This is a genomic window from Bradyrhizobium sp. F1.4.3 (assembly GCF_040548375.1).
Lineage (GTDB): Bacteria > Pseudomonadota > Alphaproteobacteria > Rhizobiales > Xanthobacteraceae > Bradyrhizobium.
This window is the reverse complement of record NZ_JBEPRN010000005.1, coordinates 220,426-240,307: the sequence shown is the minus strand read 5'-3', so window position 1 is coordinate 240,307 and position 19,882 is coordinate 220,426. Positions and strand designations below refer to the sequence as shown.

Here is a 19,882-nt window from a genome sequence, read left to right as displayed (position 1 = left end):
TCCCATCGGTCAGGGGTGGCGCTCTCCCGAACGATTGTCATCGCCGGTGCCGGAATCGGAGGACTGACGGCCGCGCTTGCGCTGGCCGCCCGCGGTCTCCGCATTGTCGTGCTGGAAAAGGCCGAGCGGCTTGAGGACGTCGGCGCCGGCCTGCAACTCTCCCCCAATGCCAGCCGCGTGCTGGTCGAGCTTGGCCTGACGGAGCGACTCAAGCTGCGCGCCGTCGTCCCGGAGGCGGTCTCGATCATGAGCGCGCGTGCCGGCGGCGAATTGCTGCGGATGCCGCTCGGTGAAGCCGCCGCCGACCGCGCCGGCGCCCCCTATTGGGTGGTGCACCGCGCCGACCTGCAATCCGCGCTCGCCGGCGCGGTCTCGGACCATCCCGATATCGAGCTGAAACTCGGCGCGACATTTGAAGATGTCGCGTCTCACGCCAAGGGGCTGACCATCGTCCATCGCAGCGGCACGATCCGCCGTAGCGATCTGGCGAGTGCACTGATCGGCGCCGACGGCATCTGGTCGACGGTACGCCAGCATCTGTTCCCCGAGGTGCAACCGCGTTTCTCCGGGCTGATCGCCTGGCGCGGCACGCTCGACGCCACCCAACTGCCGAAGGACTACACCGCGCGGCGGGTGCAACTCTGGATGGGCCAAAACGCCCATCTCGTCGCCTATCCGATCGCCGGCGGGCGCCAGATCAACGTCGTGGCGGTGCTGCCGGGCACCTGGAACAGGCCAGGCTGGAGCACGCCAGGCGATCCCTTCGAGGTGATGGACGCCTTCGCCGCGCCACGCTGGCCGCCGCCGGCGCGGCTGATGCTCGCCACCGTCGACAGCTGGCGCAAATGGGCGCTGTTCGGCGTGCCCGAGGGATGCCCGTGGAGCAAAGGCCAGGTCGCGCTGCTCGGCGACGCCGTGCATGCGATGCTGCCGTTCGCGGCGCAAGGAGCCGGCATGGCGATCGAGGATGCCGCCGTGCTCGCACAGCATTTGAGCGTTGAGGCCGCCGAGAGCGCAGCCGGCGTCGCGACGGCGCTCAAGCAATATGGCCGGGCGCGTCAGGCCCGTGTCAGGCGGGTGCAGCGGACCGCCCGCCAGCAGGGCCGCATCTATCATCTCGGCGGGCCACTCGCGCTCGCGCGCGATCTTGCGATCCGCGCACTCGGACCGGAACGCATGTTGGCCCGGCAGGACTGGATCTACGGCTGGCGTCCCTGACGGCGGACGCAGTCGAATCGACTCAGCGAACGGCGCTACCGGATTTCGGGGCGGGCTTGATGATCGGCCGCTGCGGAGGAGAAGCCGGTGGCGGTGCATCAGGCGGCGTTTCCCGGCACTTGTTGCGGCGCCAGGCGTCCTCGGCGAGCTGCGTCGAGCCGCGTACCGCGATGTAGTCATTGCGATAGGCGAGTTCGGACACGACCGCGCCGCCGGTCCCGGTCTCCGCCTTGTCCATCAGTTTCTGCAAGTCCGCGGTGCGGCCGGCCAGTGCCTTGCGCTCGGCCTCGAGCTGCTTGCAGTCATACAATTCGTATTTGGCGGGATCGGCAAAGGCCGGAGCGACCGTCTCGCTCATGCTGGCGCAACCGGACAGCGCGCAGCCGGCCGCGAGCAGCGCAGCAGCCGCGCAACACAGGCGCAGGTGATGGGAAAGCGAAGCAGGCATGCCGGATGAATAGTCCCCGTGAATTGAGAATGCCTAAAGCAGGCCCAGATGTCCGGATTGAGGCTTTGCCTTGTGCGGCCGGCTCGCTTAAGGAAGAACCGCCTGCCCGGCCTGCAAAGCGCCAATTCCAGACGGCCGGACAGGACTTAAGTATTTGATCTCGTTGGATCAAGCGGGCATGGCGGAATTGGTAGACGCAAGGGACTTAAAATCCCTCGGTGCGCAAGCGCTGTGCCGGTTCGACCCCGGCTGCCCGCACCACGAGAGCTGACGGCGCGAACTGTGCCAACAGCATGATGCAGAAGCGAACTCTGCCTGCGTTCCGCCCGGCACATCCTGCGCTCCGCTCGATGCGACGTCAGAAATTCGCAACCGTCTTTAGCCCGAACACCAATGCGTTTGAATTCGTGCTCGTGCCGCCTGGGTCGATCACGTACTGGATGTTCGGTCGCACTTGGAGGCCGGCGAGCGGCCGATAGGTGTAGTAAAACTCCAGGACGTATTCGTTGCCTTGCACGGCCACCGGACCAAGGCCGGCCAGGTTCTGCAACTCTTCCGACCAGGCGACGCGGCTGTTGACGTGGGTGGTGCCGACCGCAAATCCGATATCGTCCTCGGGCCGTGACCGGAATGGGCCGGTATAGGTCAGACCGCCTGCGACCTGATAATCGGTGGTCGACGTGCGCCGGTCGGCCACCGTAGCGTTGAGAAAGAGGCTCAGTGTGCCCGCGGAATTGGTTTGCGACGGACGCAGCACCTGCTGAACGAAACTCACATAGGCGCCGTAACGCCCGCGGCTCTGCAGCAGCGGCTGTCCGCTGAGGATCGCCGGATTGCCGTTGATGTCGGTGACCACATCGGGGGCGGTCGAAGTGTCGTACCAGCCGCCGAACTTGTAGCTGCCCTGCAGCTCGCCGAACTTCGGCAGCCATCCGAGCTCTGCCGGGATGAGAAGGCCCGTGGATCCCGAATAGAACACCGGAAGCGCCGATTGCGCCACCTTCAGGTAATTGGGATTGGCGTCGAACACACCGAACTGGAAATAGCCGAAACCCTGCAGGTTGAACTTCAGCCTGGTTGCCCATTGGCTGACTGGCCAATTGTAGATGTAGTTGCCGACGAGGTTGCCGGGCTGCGCGCCGCAAAAGGTCAGGTTCTGGAAATCGCACGCGAACGATGCGAAATCCTCGCCGAAGGTGATTCGCCCGATCTTCCAGTCGACCAGGCCGTCGACGAATTTCTGATCGTACCAGAATTGCGTGAGCCGTAGCGTCTGGCCGCGTCCGAACACCTCCTGCACCTGTTGCAGCGTGCCGAGGCCCGCGTCATCGCTTAGATTGCTGCCGTTGCGATCCGTCCATGTCACCTGGATCGTGCCGCCGGGTACGACGCCAAGCTTGGTCAGATCGAACGTGGTGCCAAAGGTCCATTGATCGGTGTAGGCAACCTGACGCCGCTGACCGCCCGTTGCATTACCGGCGATTTCGCTGGTGTATCCGAACTGGAAATCGATGCCCGCATTCAACAGCCGGGTTCTCGCGCCGTCCCAGTCGCCGAGCAGCCAGGGCACGGGGGCCGGCGCCGGGCTAGTCGCACCGATGGGAATCTTCAGGTCGGCGGCATAGGCGGCATGGCCCCCCGGACAGGCCGATATCGCTGCAACACCCAACCAGAGGTAGAGCGTCGTTGGGCACTTCGCTCGATCACCGGCTGATGCACTCATGGCGACGCTCCCGGGTTCAATCCTTCAATGTGTAGGCGATGACGTAATCCCCGCGCTTGGTGCCGAACGAGCCGTGGCCGCCGGCCGCGGTGACGACATATTGCTTGCCGTCGGCCTCGTAGCTCATCGGCGTCGACTGGGCGCCGGCCGGCAGGCGATCTTCCCAGACCACCTTGCCGTTGCGCACGTCGTAAGCCCGGATCGTGTACTCGTAGGTTCCGGTGTAGAATGCGACCCCGCCGGCGGTCGTGATCGGCCCACCCAGCATCGGAACGCCCATCTTGAAAGGCAGAGGGAGCGGCGTGGTGTCCCTGATGGTGCCGTTGGGATGCTGCCAGACGATCTTCATGGTCCTGAGATCGACTGCGGCCATGTAACCCCATGGCGGCCGGTAGCACGGCACGGAGAGCGGCGAGAGAAAGCTCCAGATATCCACCCCGAACGGCGTGCCATACATCGGCTGCGTCCCCACCTCGCTGCCGACCGGCTTCTCGGCCGTCGGCGCCGGAGGATTGAGCGGGCCGCGTGGAATGAGCCGCGACGCGAACGGCAACGCCATCGGGTTGGCGATGGCGATCTGTCTCACCGGATCAACCGCAATGCCGCCCCATTCGAACATGCCGAGATTGCCCGGGAAGACCAGCGTGCCCTGCAACGATGGCGGCGTGAACGTCCCCTCGTAACGCAGTCGATGGAACATGATCCGGCACAGCAGCTGATCGAAGATCGTGCCGCCCCACATGTCCGCGCCGGTCAGCTTGGCTTCCGGGCGGAATGTCAGCTCGGAAAACGGCTGTGTCGGCGCGGTACGGTCGCCGGGCGCGGCGCCCTGCGGGACCGGACGTTCCGGCGCCGGCACGATGAGCTCGCCGTTCCTGCGGTCGAGCACGAACAAATTGCCCACCTTGGTCGGCTGGATTATCGCGGGAACGACGCCCTTGGCTGTCGCCACGTCGATCAGGCTCGGTTGCGACGGAACATCCATGTCCCAGAGGTCGTGATGCACGGTCTGGTACGACCAGGCGCGCCTGCCCGTGTTGATATCCAGTGCAACGATGGAGCTGGAATAGCGCTCGACGAGCTCATTGCGGTTGCCGCCCCAGATGTCGGGTCCGTTATTGCCGGTGGGGATGTAGACGAGGTTCAATTTCGGATCGAACGCTGCCGCGATCCATGAATTCGGCGAACCGTTGACGTAATGACGCGTCGGCGACGGCATCTCGTTCTCGTCGGCCGCGCCGGAGTCCCAGACCCAGACCAGCTTGCCGGTGTAGACATCGAAGCCGCGGATGACGCCCGACGGCACTTCGACCGCGTAATTGTCGATCACCGCTGCGGCGACGACCAGGATCTTGTCACTGACAACAGGCGGTGACGTCGGCTCGAAGAAGCCCACTGTCTTGATCCCCATCCCTTGCTGCAGGTCGAGGGAGCCGTGATCGCCAAAACTGTCGCAGGGCTTGCCGCTGTCGGCATCGAGCGCGATCATGCGCCCATCATTAACAGGCAGGAAGATGCGCCGGGGGCATTCGGCCGGTGCCGGACTGCCGCTGCTGTCGACGGCGCCCGCCGCGGTTTCGTGGTAGGTGACCCCGCGGCAGGTCATGTGCTGGAACGTCTTGTTGTACGTCAGCTTGGGATCGTATCTCCAGCGCTCCGCGCCGGTCTTGGCGTCGAGCGCAAACAGGATCTGGTGCTGTGAGCAGAGATAGAGCGCATCGCGCACCTTGATCGGAGTGACCTCGAAAGTGGTCTCGCCGGAATCCTCTGGTGTCGGCATGTCGCCGGTGCGGAAGATCCAGGCGACCTTGAGGTTGCCAACATTGTCCGGTGTGATCTGCTTCAGCGGCGAATAGCGTTGTCCGAATTGGGTGCGTCCATACGCGCGCCAATCGCTATCCGGTTGCGGGTCGGCTTCGCTTTGCTGCACGGCAGAGCCGGACTCGACGATCGTGCCGTTGATGTTGTGATAGCTGGAGAACAGCCCGATCACGAGCACGACCGAGGCCAGCACAATGCCAACCCAGAGCGGCGCCGTTGCGCTTCGGTAGGATACTGGCTCGTTTTGCACCAGCCCGCGGACGATCACCGGCGTGAGCAGCCAAAGCGCCATCGGGAACACGATGTCGCCACGCGCCGCGAGCGGCCACCAGTCGAATTGTACTTCGTAAACGGCCCACGCCAGCGTGCCGACCAGCACGATTGCAAACAGCCATAGCGCCGATCGGCGCTGCGCCAGTAACAATGCGCCCGTGGCGAATATGCCGGCGCCGAGGATGATGTAGAAGATCGTACCGCCCAACGCGGCAAGCCAAATGCCACCGCCCGCAAGGACCAAGCCTATCAAGGCATAGATGATAGCCGTGACAAAGACTGCCCTGGATCGCTGCATGATCGCTCCCGGTACGGACAAGGAACCGGGCCTGTCCCGCGCAACCGCAACAGACCGCGTCCGCTTTCGAACAGTTTCGTCCAATCAACCGAAACTAACAACCGTTAGATGCAACATCCGCGGGGCAAAGTTGCGACGCAGCAGCAGAAACCTACAAGATGTGCGTGCAATGTTCAAAAGCGAGCAGGTACTCGGTCGATTAGGCTGCCCGCACCACGAGAACTGACGGCGCGAGCAAGCGCGAGAGCAGTATCCAGAAGCAGACCAGGGCGGTCGCGAGCGGGCCGAAGCCGCCCAAGAAGGCGTTGCCGGAGATCGACGCCGCGGTCGGGAGAACGATGGCCACCGACAGAACCGCCGCCGCTGCTGTGGCGGGAAGGTCGACGATGAGCACAGCAACGTAGAGCGCCAGTTCGAAGAAGGCATATTCTTTCAGCCGAGGTGCGCAAAGATAGAACGCATACATCGCGAGCACGGTCACGCGCATCGCCGCGCGGGGGTGATCCATCAGCCAGCGGTCGAGTGTCGCAAGGCGCGAGCCTACCGCGGCCGAGCGCTGCGCGCTGATCGCGCGCCATACGGACACGGCGAGCGGCGCGAGCACAAGTGCGATAGCGGCGAAGCCGTAGATCGCGGCCACGACCGGCTTGCTGCCGGCGAGTGCAAAGCGATTGGCAAGGATGAGCGACATGAACAGCAGCGACGGATTGACCTCGTTGCCCGGCGCGTGCTGTCCGGGAATTTGGCCGGAGATCGCGCTCAGCCAGCTCTGAAATAGATCTGCGTAGAACACTATCGAGATCAGAATCGGGAGCGAGAACATACCGGCCGCCGCCCCTATCAGGACCAGTTTGCGCGTCCGTGGCTGTGGCAAGAAATAGAGCGCGGCCAGGACTGGGACGAAGACCAGCTTGAACGAGGTGACGAGGCCGAGCACGGCTGCGCCGGCGAAGAGCGGCAGGAAGCTCGCGTTGCCCCGTCCGTCGGATGACAGCGGGCGCAGCAACAGCGCCAGCGCGACGACCGTCAGCAGGCCGCTCAGCATCGCGAAATTGCCGGTAGCGAATACCGATTCGAAGCCGAGGAAACCGCCAAAGGCGAAAACAACCCTCAGCGCGATATCGCGCCGGCTCCGGCGAACTGCGCCGGGGGCGGGCAGCAGAAGCGCGCAGAGCACGGCAAGAACGAGATAGATACCCTGGTAATGTGCGACGAGAAATCCGCCGGCGCAGAGCGGCCGGAAGGCGTCCAGCGTCATCGGCAGATAGGGATAGGAGAGCTTCGTGCCCTTCAGGTTCCGGACGAAATAGGGATCGAGGCCCTCGATGTGAGCATCGACCGCCGCGCAATTCACGCGCGCGTCCCAGCCCAAGATATCGCTTCCGCCGAGATCGATCGCGAGGCCGACGGCGAGCAGGATGGCTACGGCCCAGATGAAGCGCGTCATCCAGATCGTCCCCGGCGCACCGGTCAGGCGAGGCCCTGCTCCCGCGTTGGCCGATGAGGCTGCGACTTGCCCTGTCATGAATGCGGGCCTCGCGGCTCGGCGCGTTCCAGCATTGCACTGAAATCCAGCAGCATGATCCAGAAGCAGGTGAGCGCGACCGCGATCTGGGCAAAACCACCCTCGATCGTATTCCCCGTGATCGAGACGAGCGTTGGAATGGCAATGCCGATGGTCAGCACGGCTGCGAGAGCTGCGGCCGGAAGATCGACGATGAGGACGGCAGCGTAGACCGCCAGTTCGAAAAAGGCATATTCCTTGAGGCGCGGCGAGCAGAGATAAAGTCCGTACATCGCGAGCACCGTGACGCGCATCGCTGCCTGCGGATGATCGATCAGCCAGCGGTCGAGGCGCCTCAGTAACGATCCCTCACCGTTGCGGATCGCGCGCAGCATCGACCAGCCGAGCGGTGCGAGCACCAGCGCGGTCGCCGCCAACGCATAGATGGCGAACACGATCGGCTTGCTGTCGGCCAGACCGATGCGGTCCACGACACTTTGCGCGAGCAGCAACAGCGATGGATTGGCTTCCTCGAGCTGGACCGAATGCTGATCGGGGATTCCTCCCGTGATCGCGAGCAACCAGCTTGAAAACAGATGTGGATAGAAGACGACCGAGACCACTATCGGAAGCACGAAGCTGAAGCCCGCCACCATGATCAGGAGGAGTTTCCGCCGACGCGGCAACGGCAGGAAATACAGCGCGGCCAGCACCGGGCAGAACACCAGCTTGAACGACATGACAAGACCGAGCAATGCAGCCCCCGCGACACGAGGAACGTCATTTCGATCGTCGTGCGCCGCAGACTTTGCGGGGCGAAGCAGAAGCGCAAGTGCGGCGGCAGTCAAGAAGCCGCCCAGGATCGCAAAATTGCCCGAGGCCAATACCCATTCGAAGCCTACGAAGGCGCCGAGCGAGCAGAGCACTCCGAGCCCGACGTCACGCACGCTGCGCGCCCGGCCGAGACCGGGCAAGAGCAGGCCGCAGAGCACGGCGAGGACGACAAAGACGCCTCTGTGATGACCGGCGAGAAAGCCGCCCGCGCACAGAGGACGGAAGACATCCAGCGTTGCCGGCAGATAGGGATAGGAGAGCTTGGTGCCCTTCAGATTCTTGACGAAGTAGGGATCGAGCCCGTCGGCATGCGCATCGACGGCCGCGCAATTGACGCGAACATCCCAGCCATAGTTCACATCCATCGCGGTGTCGTTGGCGAGATTGCCGAGCACCAAAAGCGTCACCAGCGCGAACAGGCAGGCAAGCCAAATGTTCCGCCTCGCAGCCGTGTCGGCCGATCCCAACCATCTTGCTGTACCGGTGACGTCCGACACCTCTGATACCCTGTCTGTTCTGAGTTCCCTTGGCGCCTGGCGCCTAGTCAGGCCACAGTGGACAGGATGCGTTGCGGATTCATCTCCCCGATGTGCCGTCCCCGATCTTATGGTGAATCCCTGGTTTCCAACCCGTGCCTCGGACGGCGGACAATCTCGTCGTTCGACGCTCCCGGGCCATCATGCCCGACGAGAACCCAAGCCCAACAATGATGACCCGCGCCGGCTCCAGCCGCGAATGACGCGATCCCCAGCGCGAAACCCGTCCCAAGGAGACGATCATGCGACAAGAGAAGCGTTCGAAGCTTGGCTCGAATCTGAATTGCGCAATCAGGGGATTCCGGCGACTCCCTCACCAAGTCTTGTTCGGTCCCACCTCGCCTACCACCCATCCCAAAACATGGGTTGTGCATCGCAGCATGGACAATAGATAAAGCCTCCGAAATCAGGGGTGAGCTTTTTGTCCGACGTCAATGCCGACGATTGGGTGTCCTCGGGACACCGTCCGATGGGATTTCCCGAATTCGTCATCGTGATCGCGTCCATCATGGCGCTGAATCCGCTCGCGATGGACATGATGCTGCCGGCGCTGCCCAATATCGGGGCGGCCTTCAACATTCCGGTCGCCAACCATCTCCAGCTCGTGCTGTCGACCTTCCTGATCGGCTTCGGTGCGGGCCAGTTCGTCATGGGCCCCTTGTCCGACCGGTTCGGGCGACGGCCGGTGCTGCTCGGCGGCATGGCGGTCTATGCGGTGGCGAGCGTGCTGGCGGTTGCCGCGCCCTCGTTCGAGACCCTGCTGCTCGCGCGCGCGCTACAGGGACTAGGCACTTCGGCGACGCGCGTGATCGCGACTTCGATCGTGCGCGACTGTTATGTCGGCCGCCGGATGGCGAGTGTGATGTCGCTCGCCATGATGGTGTTCATCGCCGTGCCCGTGATCGCGCCCTCGTTCGGACAGGCGGTGCTGCTGGTCACGCAGTGGCGCGGCATCTTCGTCGTGCTGATGTTCTACGGCCTGCTCGCGCTGGCATGGAGCGTTTGGCGGTTGCCGGAGACGCTGCCTGAGACGGAGCGCAGGTCGCTTGCACCTGCCGACGTGCTCTCGGCCTTCCGCCAGACCGTCACCAACCGCCAGACCATCGGCTACGCGATCGCCGCCGGCAGCGTGATGGGCGCACTGTTCGCCTATGTGTTCTCGGCCCAGCAGGTTTTCACCGGCATCTATCACCTCGGCCCCTACTTCCCGCTCGCCTTCGCCGCGATCGCGGCCGGCACCGCTATCGCCGGCTTCCTCAACGCGAAGCTGGTCGGAACGCTCGGCATGCGCGTGATCTCGCACGGCGCACTGACGCTCTATACCGCCGTGGCAGGCGTGATGCTGCTGACGGAAAGTCTCGGCATACTGCCACTTGCCTTGTTCATGGCGCTGTCGGCCCTGATGATGTTCTCGTTCGGCATGATGGTCGCGAACTTCACCGCGCTCGCGATGGAGCCGCAGGGCCACATCGCCGGCACCGCCTCCTCGCTCTACGGCTCGATCACGACGCTGATCGGCATCGCGGTCGGCACGGCCATCGGCCAGAGCTTTGATGGCACGCTGCTGCCGTTCTCGGTCGGCTTCTTCTTGTCGACGCTCGCGGCGCTCGCGATCGTGCTGGTGGTGGAGAAAGGACGGCTGTTCAAGCCGCACCATCACCCCATCGTGTGAGGAACTACGCGGGTCTCTCGATGTTGTCCTGCAGCAATTCGAAAGGCCGCCTCAATGGAACCGGAACGCAACGAAACCGATCATGCGTCGGAACAGACTGAGGCGCAGCGTACCGCCTCTGCCGTAAAGCAACCCGTCTTGACACCGCCCTTCGCAAGCGAAGGACTTGAACGGTTGCGCGAAAGCCACTGCTGAGGCGCGCCCTATTCCGGACTGCGCTTGCTGGCGCTGAAATCGTCCGCAGCACTTTCAGGCGTTGCCCCGCTGTCCGCGCGTGGCGGCACCATCAGCACGACCACCTCCCGCGTCAGCCCGGGCTTGCCCCACAGCGACGCCTGCACGGTGAATTCCCGCCTGACAAAATTCCCGGCACGCGCGGACACCCATTCCATCCATCGGCCACAATCGTCCTGGCCGCGGAAGCAGAGCGCAGCCCAGCCGCGATCGAGCGTCGTCTTGCGCGGTAGCCCCCATTTGTATTGATAGACGAAGGGCCGCGCGTAATACGGGTGATCCGGACTGTAGAAGGCCGTGGCGAACGCCAGCGAATCGTCGCCGCTCACGGCGCTGAGCGGCTCGCCGGTCAATTCGCGCCATTGCCGCGTGAGCTCATTCGCGGCCGGCGCGTAGAAATTCCGTCCCTCTTCATAACCGTGGATGTTGCGGTAGACGGCGTGGATCGGCGCGGCGACCAGGACGGCGGCGAGCGCGACGCCCGCGGCAATCACTGTGGCATTGACCGTGTAGAAGCGCTCGATCGGGTAGCGGGTGCCGCAGACGACGAGCACGACGAACAGGAACAGCCCCTGCAACGCCCACAGCGAGGGCAGATCCGTGCCCATCGCCAGCGACGTCAGGACCGGCAGCAAGATCGTGCCGATCGCGACATAGAACAGAAGTCGCAGGCCCGGGCTCATTGCGGCGAAGTCGGCCGGAAACTGCTTCAGCCGTGTGCCTGCGATAAACATCCAGGTGACGGCGGACACGCTCACGGCCGCCACCAGTCCGAGCAGAAAATTCCTCACATCGCCAAGCGAACTCACGGCATTGCCGTTGGCGTGGGTCAGCGCGTAGGTGAAGGTCGACGCACCCGTGGTTGCGAGCCAGTAGATGTGTGGTGACAGGAGCGCGAACCCGGTGACGACAGAGATCCAGGGCGAAGCGGAGGTGAAATAGGCGCGTCGCGCCGGATGAGCCAGCGCGGCAAATGCAAAGCTTGCGACCAGGAACACCGAATAATACTTCCCGACCATTGCGAGTGCCGTCGTGCAGCCGACGGCAACCGCCCAGAACGCACTGCGGGTCCCGAACGCGCGCAGGAAACACCAGGTCGCAAGCGGCCAGGTCGCGAGCAGCACGGCGTTGGCGTTGAAGCGCTGGGCGTGGAATTGATAGGCCGGCGTCAGCATCAAAAGCAGCAGCACCAGGATGCGCTTGTGCCCGGTCACGAATTGCCGCGCGATCTGGTCGACAAAAAACAATGCGAGCCCGGCGTTGACCATCGCCATCAATTGCAGCGACCAGTCGCTGACCGGGAAGACCGAGGTCCAAACCGCGGCCACCCAGCCCATTAGCGGCGGATGTTTGTGATAGCCCCAGGCGAAATGCCGCCCCAGCGTCCAGGCCTCGAGGGTATCAGGGTGCAGGCCGCCGCCGGCATAGGCGTTGGCCAGATATAGCGTCCAGACCGCGACGAAGCCGACCAAGAGCAACGGAACGGCCCAGCCCGCCTCCACGCCATCGAGCCAGTGCAGCAGAGGCCGGCGCCACTGCGCCGGTGCGCGATCGGACCGTTCGGCCATCGCCTGGAATGCAAAATCGATTGGCACGTGATTCAAATCGACGGGAGGGAAAGTAAGTAACGTCCGAAGACGAACCATCTATTTCAGATTGGAAATAAATAGCAATGATTGGAAACTGGAAGGGTTAAAAGCTCCACGCCTTTGCGGCTAGCAAAAGACGACGGCGCCGCTGGTGACAGCGGCGCCGCGTAATGATCGAGACAAAGCGCGACAGGCGCGCCCTTCGCTTACTCCGACTTGTCGATGTTCCAGAACACCGGGGTCGCCGGGCCGTCGAGCACGCCGGACAGCGACTTCCGCCACGCGCTCGGCCCCTGATATTGCCCCAGCGGGACGTAAAGCACCTGGTCATAGGCTTCCTTCTGGATCTCGATCGCGATCCTCTTTTGATCCTCCGCCGAGGTCGCGCGAACGAAGGCGTCCTTGAGTTGCTCGACCTTGGCGTCCTCCGCCCAGCCGAACCAGCCGCCCTTCTTGCCCTGCCCGCCGACAGCGACGTTGGAGATCGGATTGACCACGTCGGCGCTGACCCAGTTTGTGATGAACATGTTCCAGCCGCCCTCCTTCGGGGGCTTCTGGCTGGCGCGCCGGCTCACCACCGTCTGCCAGTCGGTCGCCTGCAAGTCGACCTTGAAGCCGGCTTCGCGCAGTTGCTGGGCCACCACGATCGGTTGAGCCTTCAGCGTCAGCACGTCGCCCGGCGCCATGAGCACGACGGGTGTCCCGTCGTAACCGGACTCGGCGAGCGCCTTCTTGGCCGCGGCAATGTCGCCGCCCTTCGCGAGGGTCTCACCGCCAATGTCTGTCGCGAACGGCGTGTCGCAGATGAAGAACGCAGCGCAAGCCTTGTAGTATTTGGGATTGCCGATCAGCGCATCGAGCACGTCCTTCTGGTTGATCGCCAGGAGTGCTGCGCGGCGGACCTTGACATTATCAAATGGCGGATGGAGGAAGTTCATCCGTGCGCCCGTCTGGAATCCGAACTTGTTCAGAATTTCGACTTTGAGGTCCTTGTCGGCTTCAATGGTGGGCAACATTTCGATGGCAGGATTTTCCATGAAATCGATGTCACCCGACTGAAGCGCGTTCAAAGCCGTCTGCGCGTCCGGCATCGTAATCCATTCGACGCGATCGACCTTCACCACCTTGCCGCCGGCGGTCCAGCTCGCCGGCTCCTGGCGCGGCACGTAGTCAGTGTTCTTGACATAGACCGACTTCACGCCCGGCTGGAATTCGCTCTGCACGAACTTGAAGGGGCCGGAGCCGATCTGCTCGGCAATCTGCTTGTCCGGCGGCGTCTCGGCGAGACGCTTCGGCATCATGAAAGCGACCCGCGAGGACGGCTTGCCGATCGATTCCAGCACGAGCGCGTACGGCTCCTTCAGCTTCAGCGTGATGGTCTTGGTGTCGGTCGCCTCGATGCTCGCGGTGAACAGCATCATCTGCTGCCCCATGCCATCGACAGCGGCCCAGCGCTTCAGGGAGGCAACGCAATCTTCCGCGGTGACCGGCGTACCATCATGCCACTTCAGACCATCGCGCAGCGTGAAGGTGTAGGTCAGCTTGTCATCGGAGATCTTCCAGTCCGCCATCTGCGGCTGGATCTTGAAGTTGGAATCCGTCGTGATGAGCGTGTCGTAGACCATGTAGCCGTGATCACGCGAGATATAGGCGCTGGTGAAGATCGGATCGAGGATGCGCAGATCCGAATGCATCACGGCGGTAATGGTCTTACCTGCGGCAACAACTGGCGACGCCAGTGCCGAAAGCGCCACGACCGAAAGCGCAAGCTTGGAGGCGAACGCGCGGCGTCCGCGGCGCATGATTTGGAACATGAAGTTCTCCTGGCGAGCGGCGCCGCCGATGAGCGCGGCGCCGCGCGATGGTCGAGACGAAAGGCGCGGGATGCGCCCTTCGCTTACTCCGACTTGTCGATGTTCCAGAACACCGGGGTCGCCGGGCCGTCGAGCACGCCGGTGAGCGACTTCCGCCACGCGCTCGGAGCCAGGTACTGGCCGAGCGGCACGTAGATCACCTGGTCATAAGCTTCCTTCTGGATCTCGGTCGCGATCTTCTTCTGATCGTCAAGCGAGGCCGCGCGGACGAAGTCATCCTTGAGCTTCTCGATCTTGGCGTCTTCCGCCCAGCCGAACCAACCGCCCTTCTTGCCCTGGCCGCCGATCGAGAGGTTTGAGATCGGGTTGGAGACGTCGGCGCTGACCCAGTTGGTGAAGAACATGTTCCAGCCGCCCTCCTTCGGGGGCTTCTGGCTGGCGCGACGGCTCACCACCGTCTGCCAGTCGGTCGCCTGCGCATCGACCTTGAAGCCCGCTTCGCGGAGCAGCTGCACCGCGACCGTCGGCTGCGCCTTCAGCGTCACGACATCGCCGGGCACCATGACCACGACGGGCGTGCCGTCATAGCCGGACTCGGCGAGCAGCTTCTTGGCTTCCGCCATGCCGTTGCCCTTGACCAGCGATTCGGAACCGACGTCGGTCGCGAATGGCGTGTCGCAGACGAAGAAGGCACCGCAGATCTTGTAGTATTTGGGATTGCCGACGAGCGCGTCGAGCACGTCCTTCTGGTTCATCGCCAGCAGGGCCGCGCGACGGATCTTCGGATTGTCGAAGGGCGGATAGAGGAAGTTCATGCGCCCGAGCGTCTGATAGCCGAACTTGTTCAGCGTCTCGACCTTGAGGTCGGAATTGCCTTCAAGCACCGGCAGCAGGTCCCACGGCGGCACTTCCATGAAGTCAATGTCGCCCGATTGCAGCGCGTTCACCGCGGTCTGCGAGTCCGGCATGGTGATCCACTCGACGCGGTCGACCTTCACCACCTTGCCGCCGGCGGTCCAGCTCGACGGTTCCTTGCGCGGCACGTAGTCGGTGTTCTTGACGTAGACCGCCTTCACGCCGGGCTGGAATTCGCCCTGCACGAACTTGAACGGACCGGAGCCGATCTGCTCGGGGATCTGCTTGTCCGGCGGCGTTTCGGCCAGACGCTTCGGCATCATGAAGGCCACGCGCGAAGAGGGTTTTCCAATTGAGTCCAGCACAAGGCCGTAGGGCTCCTTCAGCTTCAGCGTGATGGTCTTGGGATCGGTCGCCTCGATGCTCGCAGTGAACTGCATCATCTGCTGGCCCATGCCGTCGACGGCGGCCCAGCGCTTCAGGGAAGCAACGCAGTCCTCCGCCGTCACCGGCGCGCCGTCATGCCATTTCAGGCCGTCGCGCAGCGAGAAGGTGTAGGTGAGCTTGTCGTCGGAGATCTTCCAGTCCGCCATCTGCGGCTGGATCTTGAAGTTCGAATCGGTCGCGATGAGGGTGTCATAGACCATGTAGCCATGGTCACGCGTGATGTAGGCGGTGGTGAAGATCGGGTCGATGATACGCAGATCCGAATGCATCACCGCGGTGATGGTCTTGCCGGCCGCAAGCACCGGCGAGGCCAGCGCGGTCGAAAGCGCGACGACCGACAGCGCAAGTTTGGAGGCGAACGCGCGACGCCCCCGGCGCATCAAGCTCAACATAAAAGTTTCTCCTGACGTGAAACTGTTCAAAGGCGGGTTATTGGTTGAGCATTCGGTTCGTTCTTTAGGCGAACTAACCTTATGCAATGCCTTTATCTTTTCGAGACTTACAGACAGTGCCGAGCGCGTCAATCCGGTTTCGGCGCAGCCCATGGCGGCGCGCGCACGGGCTCCACAAAGATCGGTTTGGCTCTACAACGCTGTCCGCCTATCCCGCCTCTCGCGGATGCAATGCGCGTTCCATCTTTCAAAGCTTGAGAGACCTCCCGATGAATCCAACCAATCTCCCCTTCGATTCCGAGGCCATGCTCCAGGGTCTGCGCAGCTGGGTGGAATGCGAAAGCCCGACCTGGGACGCGAACGCCGTCAACCGCATGCTCGATATCGCAGCGCGGGAGATGGCGATCATGGGTGCGACGATCGAGCGCATCGCCGGCCGACAGGGCTTCGGCGGCGTCATCCGGGCGCGCTTTCCGCATCCGAAGCAGGGCGAGCCGGGAATCCTGATCGCCGGGCACATGGATACCGTCCACCCGGTCGGTACTATCGAGAAGCTGAAATGGCGTCGCGAGGGCAGCAGATGCTACGGCCCCGGCATCTACGACATGAAGGGCGGCAACTACCTCTCGCTGGAAGCGATCCGGCAACTGGCGCGTGCCTCCTTCACCACGCCGCTGCCGATCACCGTGCTCTTCACGCCCGACGAGGAAGTCGGCACGCCGTCGACGCGCGACATCATCGAGGCCGAGGCTGCACGCAACAAATACGTCCTGGTGCCGGAGCCCGGCCGCGCCGACAACGGCGTTACCACCGGACGTTACGCGATCGCCCGTTTCAATCTCGAAGCGACGGGCCGGCCGAGCCACGCCGGCGCGACCCTGTCGGCGGGACGCTCGGCGATCCGCGAGATGGCGCGGCAGATTCTCGCGATCGACGCGATGACCACGGACGACTGCACCTTCTCGGTCGGCGTCGTGCATGGCGGCCAATGGGTCAATTGCGTCGCCACGACCGCTACCGGCGAGGCGCTCTCCATGGCCAAGCGCCAAGCCGATCTCGACCGCGGCGTGGAGCGGATGCTGGCTCTGTCGGGCACAGCCAATGACGTCTCGTTCAAGGTCACGCGCGGCGTGACGCGGCCCGTGTGGGAGCCGGATGCTGGCACCATGGCGCTGTACGAGAAGGCGCACGGCATCGCCAGGTCGCTCGGCGCCGAGCTGCCGCATGCAAGCTCCGGCGGCGGCTCCGATGGCAACTTTACGGGCGCGATGGGCATCCCGACGCTCGACGGTTTGGGCGTGCGCGGTGGCAACGGTCACACGCTGGAGGAGTTCATCGAAGTCGACAGCCTGGTCGAGCGCGGGCGCCTGCTGGCGGGACTGCTTGCGACGCTGGAATAATTTGAACCAACTTCGCACTGCACAATGCGTTGGCAGTGGCGGTCGAAATTTAGCCTTGTCCAAAAATGAGGCGTATCGTACTGCTCGATGGTCCACGCGACGATGCGGGAGAGATCGCAGCGAAGGTTTCGGCTTTCGTTGCGGCGCCGACGGAGCAACCGCCCCGGAAACTCTCAGGCAAAAGGACTGTATCGTCAGGACGATCTGGAGAGAGACGGCACGGCCAGCGTGGTCGTGACGTCCACCGAAGGGGATAGTCCGCAAAGGTCTTATGAGGTTCGCCTCGCAAGGTCCCGCGCCGGATCAAGCTCTCAGGTAACCGTGACAGATGGGGCGCCGCCAACGGCCTTATGGCCGGCGGTTAGCCGACTCTAACTCACGGGAGCCCCGAACTCATCATGACTCATATCGTCATCATCGGCGCCGGCATCACCGGCGTAACGACCGCCTATGCCTTGCTCGAACGCGGCTACAAGGTGACGGTGCTCGACAAGCACCGCTACGCCGCGATGGAGACCTCCTTCGCCAATGGCGGACAGCTCTCTGCCAGCAATGCCGAGGTGTGGAATAGCACTGCGACGATCCTGAAAGGCCTACGCTGGATGTTCCGGCGCGATGCGCCGCTGCTGATGAACCCGCGGCCGAACTGGCACAAATATTCCTGGATGAGCGAGTTCGTCGCCAACATCGGCAACTACCGCACCAACACCATCGAGACCACGCGGCTCGCAATCGAAGCCCGCAAGCACCTGTTCGCGATCGCCGAACGTGAAGGCATCGACTTCGATCTCGAGCGCCGCGGCATCCTCCACATCTATCACGACAAGAAGGGTTTTGAATCCGGCCTTCGCGTCAATGCGCTGTTGCAGGAAGGCGGCCTCGATCGCCGCCCGGTAACGCCGGAGGAAATCCGCAGCATCGAGCCGACGCTGCGCAAGGCGTATTACGGCGGCTTCTACACACCTTCGGATGCGACCGGCGATATCCACAAGTTCACGCGCGGGCTGGCAGACGCCTGCAAGCGGCGCGGGGCGACTTTCATCCACGAAGCCAACATCGATTCGATCGCCCGCGCAGGCAGCGGCTTTGTCATCGGCTGGGCCGATCTTGCCGCAAGCGACGCGGCCACGCGCGGAATGCTGAAGGCGGACGGCGTCGTGGTCTGCGCCGGTGTGGCCAGCCGCCACTTCGCCGCCCTTCTCGACGAGCGCGTCAACGTCTACCCGGTGAAAGGCTACTCGATCACGGTGCAGCTCGACTCTGCCGAGAGCCGTAACGCGACGCCGACCGTCAGCCTGCTCGACGAGGCCGCCAAGATCGTCACCAGCCGGCTCGGCGCCGATCGCTTCCGCGTCGCCGGAACGGCCGAGTTCAACGACTTCAATCGCGACATCCGCGCCGACCGCGTTCAGCCCTTGGTCGACTGGGTGCGCAGCAACTTCCCCGCCGTCGAAACCTCGCGGGTTGTGCCGTGGGCCGGACTGCGCCCGATGATGCCGAACATGATGCCCGTGATACGCGCAGGGCGGATGCCGGGCGTGTTCTTCAACACCGGCCATGGCCATCTCGGCTGGACGCTGTCGGCTGCAACTGCGCAGATGATAGCCGGGACCATCGACGGCTGGCGCGGGCTCAATGCGCCACCCACCGTCCCCTCACTTGTGGTTGAGCGCGCGATGCGCCGTGCATCTTGAGTGGTCGAATACCAGTGCGGGGCGGCCCCTTGCGACCGCCCTGCCCTTGGCACACAATTTGCCCCGAAAAGGCGGCATCTCCTGCCGGCTTTTCCAGCCCGAATGACAGGCACGCATGATAGACACGACAGACTCCACGGCCGCCTCAGGCCGCCACAAGTTCCGCAGCCGGAGATAGGTGCATGCTAGGTTATCTCATTCGCCGCGTTCTGGCCGCGGTGCCCGTGATGGGGGTGGTGGCGCTGTTCGTCTTCCTGCTGCTCCGCCTCACCCCGGGCGATCCCGCCGCGATTCTCGCCGGCGACAACGCGACGCCGGAGCGGCTCGAGCGCATCCGCACCTCGCTCGGCCTCAACGACCCCCTGATCGTGCAGTTCGTCACCTGGGTAGGCAAGTTGCTGCACGGCGATCTCGGGACCTCGCTCATCTCCAACCTGCCGGTGATGAAGATGATCGGCCAGCGCGTCGAGCCGTCGATCTCGATCGCGCTGTCGACCATCATCCTCGCCGTCGTCGTCGCCGTGCCCCTGGGCGTGATCGCGGCCTGGAAGCACGGCACCTGGATCGACCGCTTCGTGATGGGGCTCTCCGTGCTCGGCTTCTCGGTGCCGGTGTTCGTGATCGGCTATGTCCTGATCGAGGTCTTTGCAATCGACCTGCGCTGGGTGCCGGTACAGGGCTTCAAGAGCATCAGCACGGGCTTCGGGCCGTTCTTCGAGCGCATCATCCTGCCGACCTGCGCGCTGTCGTTCATCTACGTCGCGCTGATCGCACGCATGACGCGCGCAGCAATGCTCGACGTGCTTGGCGAGGATTATGTGCGCACCGCACGCGCAAAGGGCATCAACGAGGTCGCGGTGATGATGCGGCATGCGCTGCGCAACGCGGCCGTGCCCGTGATCACCGTGATCGGCACCGGCTTTGCGCTGCTGATCTCGGGCGTCGTCGTCACCGAGAGCGTGTTCAACATCCCCGGCATCGGCCGCCTCACGGTGGACGCGGTGCTGGCGCGCGATTATCCGGTAATCCAGGCGATGATCCTGCTGACGTCGCTGATCTACGTCGTCGTCAATCTTCTCATCGACGTCGCCTACACCCTGCTCGATCCGCGGATCCGGTACTGAGGCAAC

General features: G+C 63.7%; 13 protein-coding genes, 1 tRNA gene and 2 riboswitches. Of the genes, 6 read left to right on the top strand and 8 right to left on the bottom strand.

The features are described 5' to 3' along the window. Nucleotides 1-15: 15 nt before the first annotated feature. Nucleotides 16-1,218 (top strand): FAD-dependent monooxygenase, encoded by a 1,203-nt coding sequence (locus ABIB73_RS17600; protein WP_354225655.1) that lies wholly within the window; start codon nt 16-18, stop codon nt 1,216-1,218. A 22-nt stretch (nt 1,219-1,240) separates the two neighbouring features. Here ABIB73_RS17600 and ABIB73_RS17595 read toward each other — a convergent pair whose 3' ends face one another. After that, nucleotides 1,241-1,666 carry a twin-arginine translocation pathway signal gene (locus ABIB73_RS17595; protein ID WP_354225653.1) on the bottom strand — a complete coding sequence of 142 codons (426 nt, stop codon included), beginning with the start codon at nt 1,664-1,666 and terminating at the stop codon, nt 1,241-1,243. A gap of 172 nt (nt 1,667-1,838) precedes the next feature. Between ABIB73_RS17595 and ABIB73_RS17590 the strand changes: the two genes are divergently transcribed. Beyond that, nucleotides 1,839-1,927 (top strand) — tRNA-Leu (locus ABIB73_RS17590). Between the two features lie 97 nt (nt 1,928-2,024). Here ABIB73_RS17590 and ABIB73_RS17585 read toward each other — a convergent pair. From ABIB73_RS17585 to ABIB73_RS17570, 4 genes are all read right to left on the bottom strand, one after another. After that, nucleotides 2,025-3,389: a carbohydrate porin gene (locus ABIB73_RS17585; RefSeq protein ID WP_354225651.1), complete on the bottom strand. Its 1,365-nt coding sequence runs from the start codon at nt 3,387-3,389 to the stop codon at nt 2,025-2,027. Between the two features lie 16 nt (nt 3,390-3,405). After that, entirely contained in the window at nt 3,406-5,781 is a 2,376-nt protein-coding gene (locus tag ABIB73_RS17580; protein WP_354225650.1) for a glucose/quinate/shikimate family membrane-bound PQQ-dependent dehydrogenase, read from the bottom strand. Between the two features lie 199 nt (nt 5,782-5,980). Next, nucleotides 5,981-7,306, bottom strand: coding sequence for a hypothetical protein (locus tag ABIB73_RS17575; RefSeq protein WP_354225649.1), 1,326 nt, complete (start codon nt 7,304-7,306; stop codon nt 5,981-5,983). After that, entirely contained in the window at nt 7,303-8,616 is a 1,314-nt protein-coding gene (locus ABIB73_RS17570; RefSeq protein ID WP_354225647.1) for a hypothetical protein, read from the bottom strand. Before ABIB73_RS17570 ends, ABIB73_RS17575 begins: the two co-directional genes overlap by 4 nt. 460 nt (nt 8,617-9,076) lie before the next feature. On the opposite strand from ABIB73_RS17570, the gene ABIB73_RS17565 reads away from it, so the two are divergent. After that, nucleotides 9,077-10,327 carry a multidrug effflux MFS transporter gene (locus ABIB73_RS17565; RefSeq protein WP_354225938.1) on the top strand — a complete coding sequence of 417 codons (1,251 nt, stop codon included), beginning with the start codon at nt 9,077-9,079 and terminating at the stop codon, nt 10,325-10,327. A gap of 203 nt (nt 10,328-10,530) precedes the next feature. Here ABIB73_RS17565 and ABIB73_RS17560 read toward each other — a convergent pair whose 3' ends face one another. The 3 genes from ABIB73_RS17560 to ABIB73_RS17550 form a co-directional block, all read right to left on the bottom strand. Next, nucleotides 10,531-12,129 carry a glycosyltransferase family 39 protein gene (locus ABIB73_RS17560; RefSeq protein WP_354225936.1) on the bottom strand — a complete coding sequence of 533 codons (1,599 nt, stop codon included), beginning with the start codon at nt 12,127-12,129 and terminating at the stop codon, nt 10,531-10,533. A 227-nt stretch (nt 12,130-12,356) separates the two neighbouring features. Then, entirely contained in the window at nt 12,357-13,964 is a 1,608-nt protein-coding gene (locus ABIB73_RS17555; RefSeq protein WP_354225645.1) for an ABC transporter substrate-binding protein, read from the bottom strand. Between the two features lie 83 nt (nt 13,965-14,047). Further along, entirely contained in the window at nt 14,048-15,658 is a 1,611-nt protein-coding gene (locus ABIB73_RS17550) for an ABC transporter substrate-binding protein (protein ID WP_354225643.1), read from the bottom strand. A 269-nt stretch (nt 15,659-15,927) separates the two neighbouring features. On the opposite strand from ABIB73_RS17550, the gene ABIB73_RS17545 reads away from it, so the two are divergent. From ABIB73_RS17545 to ABIB73_RS17535, 3 genes are all read left to right on the top strand, one after another. After that, the gene (locus ABIB73_RS17545; RefSeq protein WP_354225641.1) at nt 15,928-17,058 is read left to right on the top strand and encodes a M20/M25/M40 family metallo-hydrolase; all 1,131 of its coding nucleotides are present in this window, start codon (nt 15,928-15,930) and stop codon (nt 17,056-17,058) included. A gap of 95 nt (nt 17,059-17,153) precedes the next feature. After that, nucleotides 17,154-17,257: riboswitch (glycine riboswitch) on the top strand. Between the two features lie 3 nt (nt 17,258-17,260). Continuing rightward, nucleotides 17,261-17,388: riboswitch (glycine riboswitch) on the top strand. Nucleotides 17,389-17,456: 68 nt separating this feature from the next. Further along, nucleotides 17,457-18,752, top strand: a complete 1,296-nt coding sequence (locus tag ABIB73_RS17540) for a D-amino acid dehydrogenase (protein ID WP_354225639.1) — start codon at nt 17,457-17,459, stop codon at nt 18,750-18,752. A gap of 182 nt (nt 18,753-18,934) precedes the next feature. Next, entirely contained in the window at nt 18,935-19,876 is a 942-nt protein-coding gene (locus ABIB73_RS17535; RefSeq protein WP_354225638.1) for an ABC transporter permease, read from the top strand. The last annotated feature ends 6 nt before the right edge of the window (nt 19,877-19,882 follow it).

Coding starts and splice junctions, on each gene's coding strand:
- ABIB73_RS17595 (WP_354225653.1), bottom strand. CDS start 1,666: ATGCCTGCTTCGCTTTCCCATCACCTGCGCCTGTGTTGCGCGGCTGCT.
- ABIB73_RS17585 (WP_354225651.1), bottom strand. CDS start 3,389: ATGAGTGCATCAGCCGGTGATCGAGCGAAGTGCCCAACGACGCTCTAC.
- ABIB73_RS17580 (WP_354225650.1), bottom strand. CDS start 5,781: ATGCAGCGATCCAGGGCAGTCTTTGTCACGGCTATCATCTATGCCTTG.
- ABIB73_RS17575 (WP_354225649.1), bottom strand. CDS start 7,306: ATGACAGGGCAAGTCGCAGCCTCATCGGCCAACGCGGGAGCAGGGCCT.
- ABIB73_RS17560 (WP_354225936.1), bottom strand. CDS start 12,129: ATGGCCGAACGGTCCGATCGCGCACCGGCGCAGTGGCGCCGGCCTCTG.
- ABIB73_RS17555 (WP_354225645.1), bottom strand. CDS start 13,964: ATGTTCCAAATCATGCGCCGCGGACGCCGCGCGTTCGCCTCCAAGCTT.
- ABIB73_RS17550 (WP_354225643.1), bottom strand. CDS start 15,658: ATGTTGAGCTTGATGCGCCGGGGGCGTCGCGCGTTCGCCTCCAAACTT.
- ABIB73_RS17545 (WP_354225641.1), top strand. CDS start 15,928: ATGAATCCAACCAATCTCCCCTTCGATTCCGAGGCCATGCTCCAGGGT.
- ABIB73_RS17540 (WP_354225639.1), top strand. CDS start 17,457: ATGACTCATATCGTCATCATCGGCGCCGGCATCACCGGCGTAACGACC.
- ABIB73_RS17535 (WP_354225638.1), top strand. CDS start 18,935: ATGCTAGGTTATCTCATTCGCCGCGTTCTGGCCGCGGTGCCCGTGATG.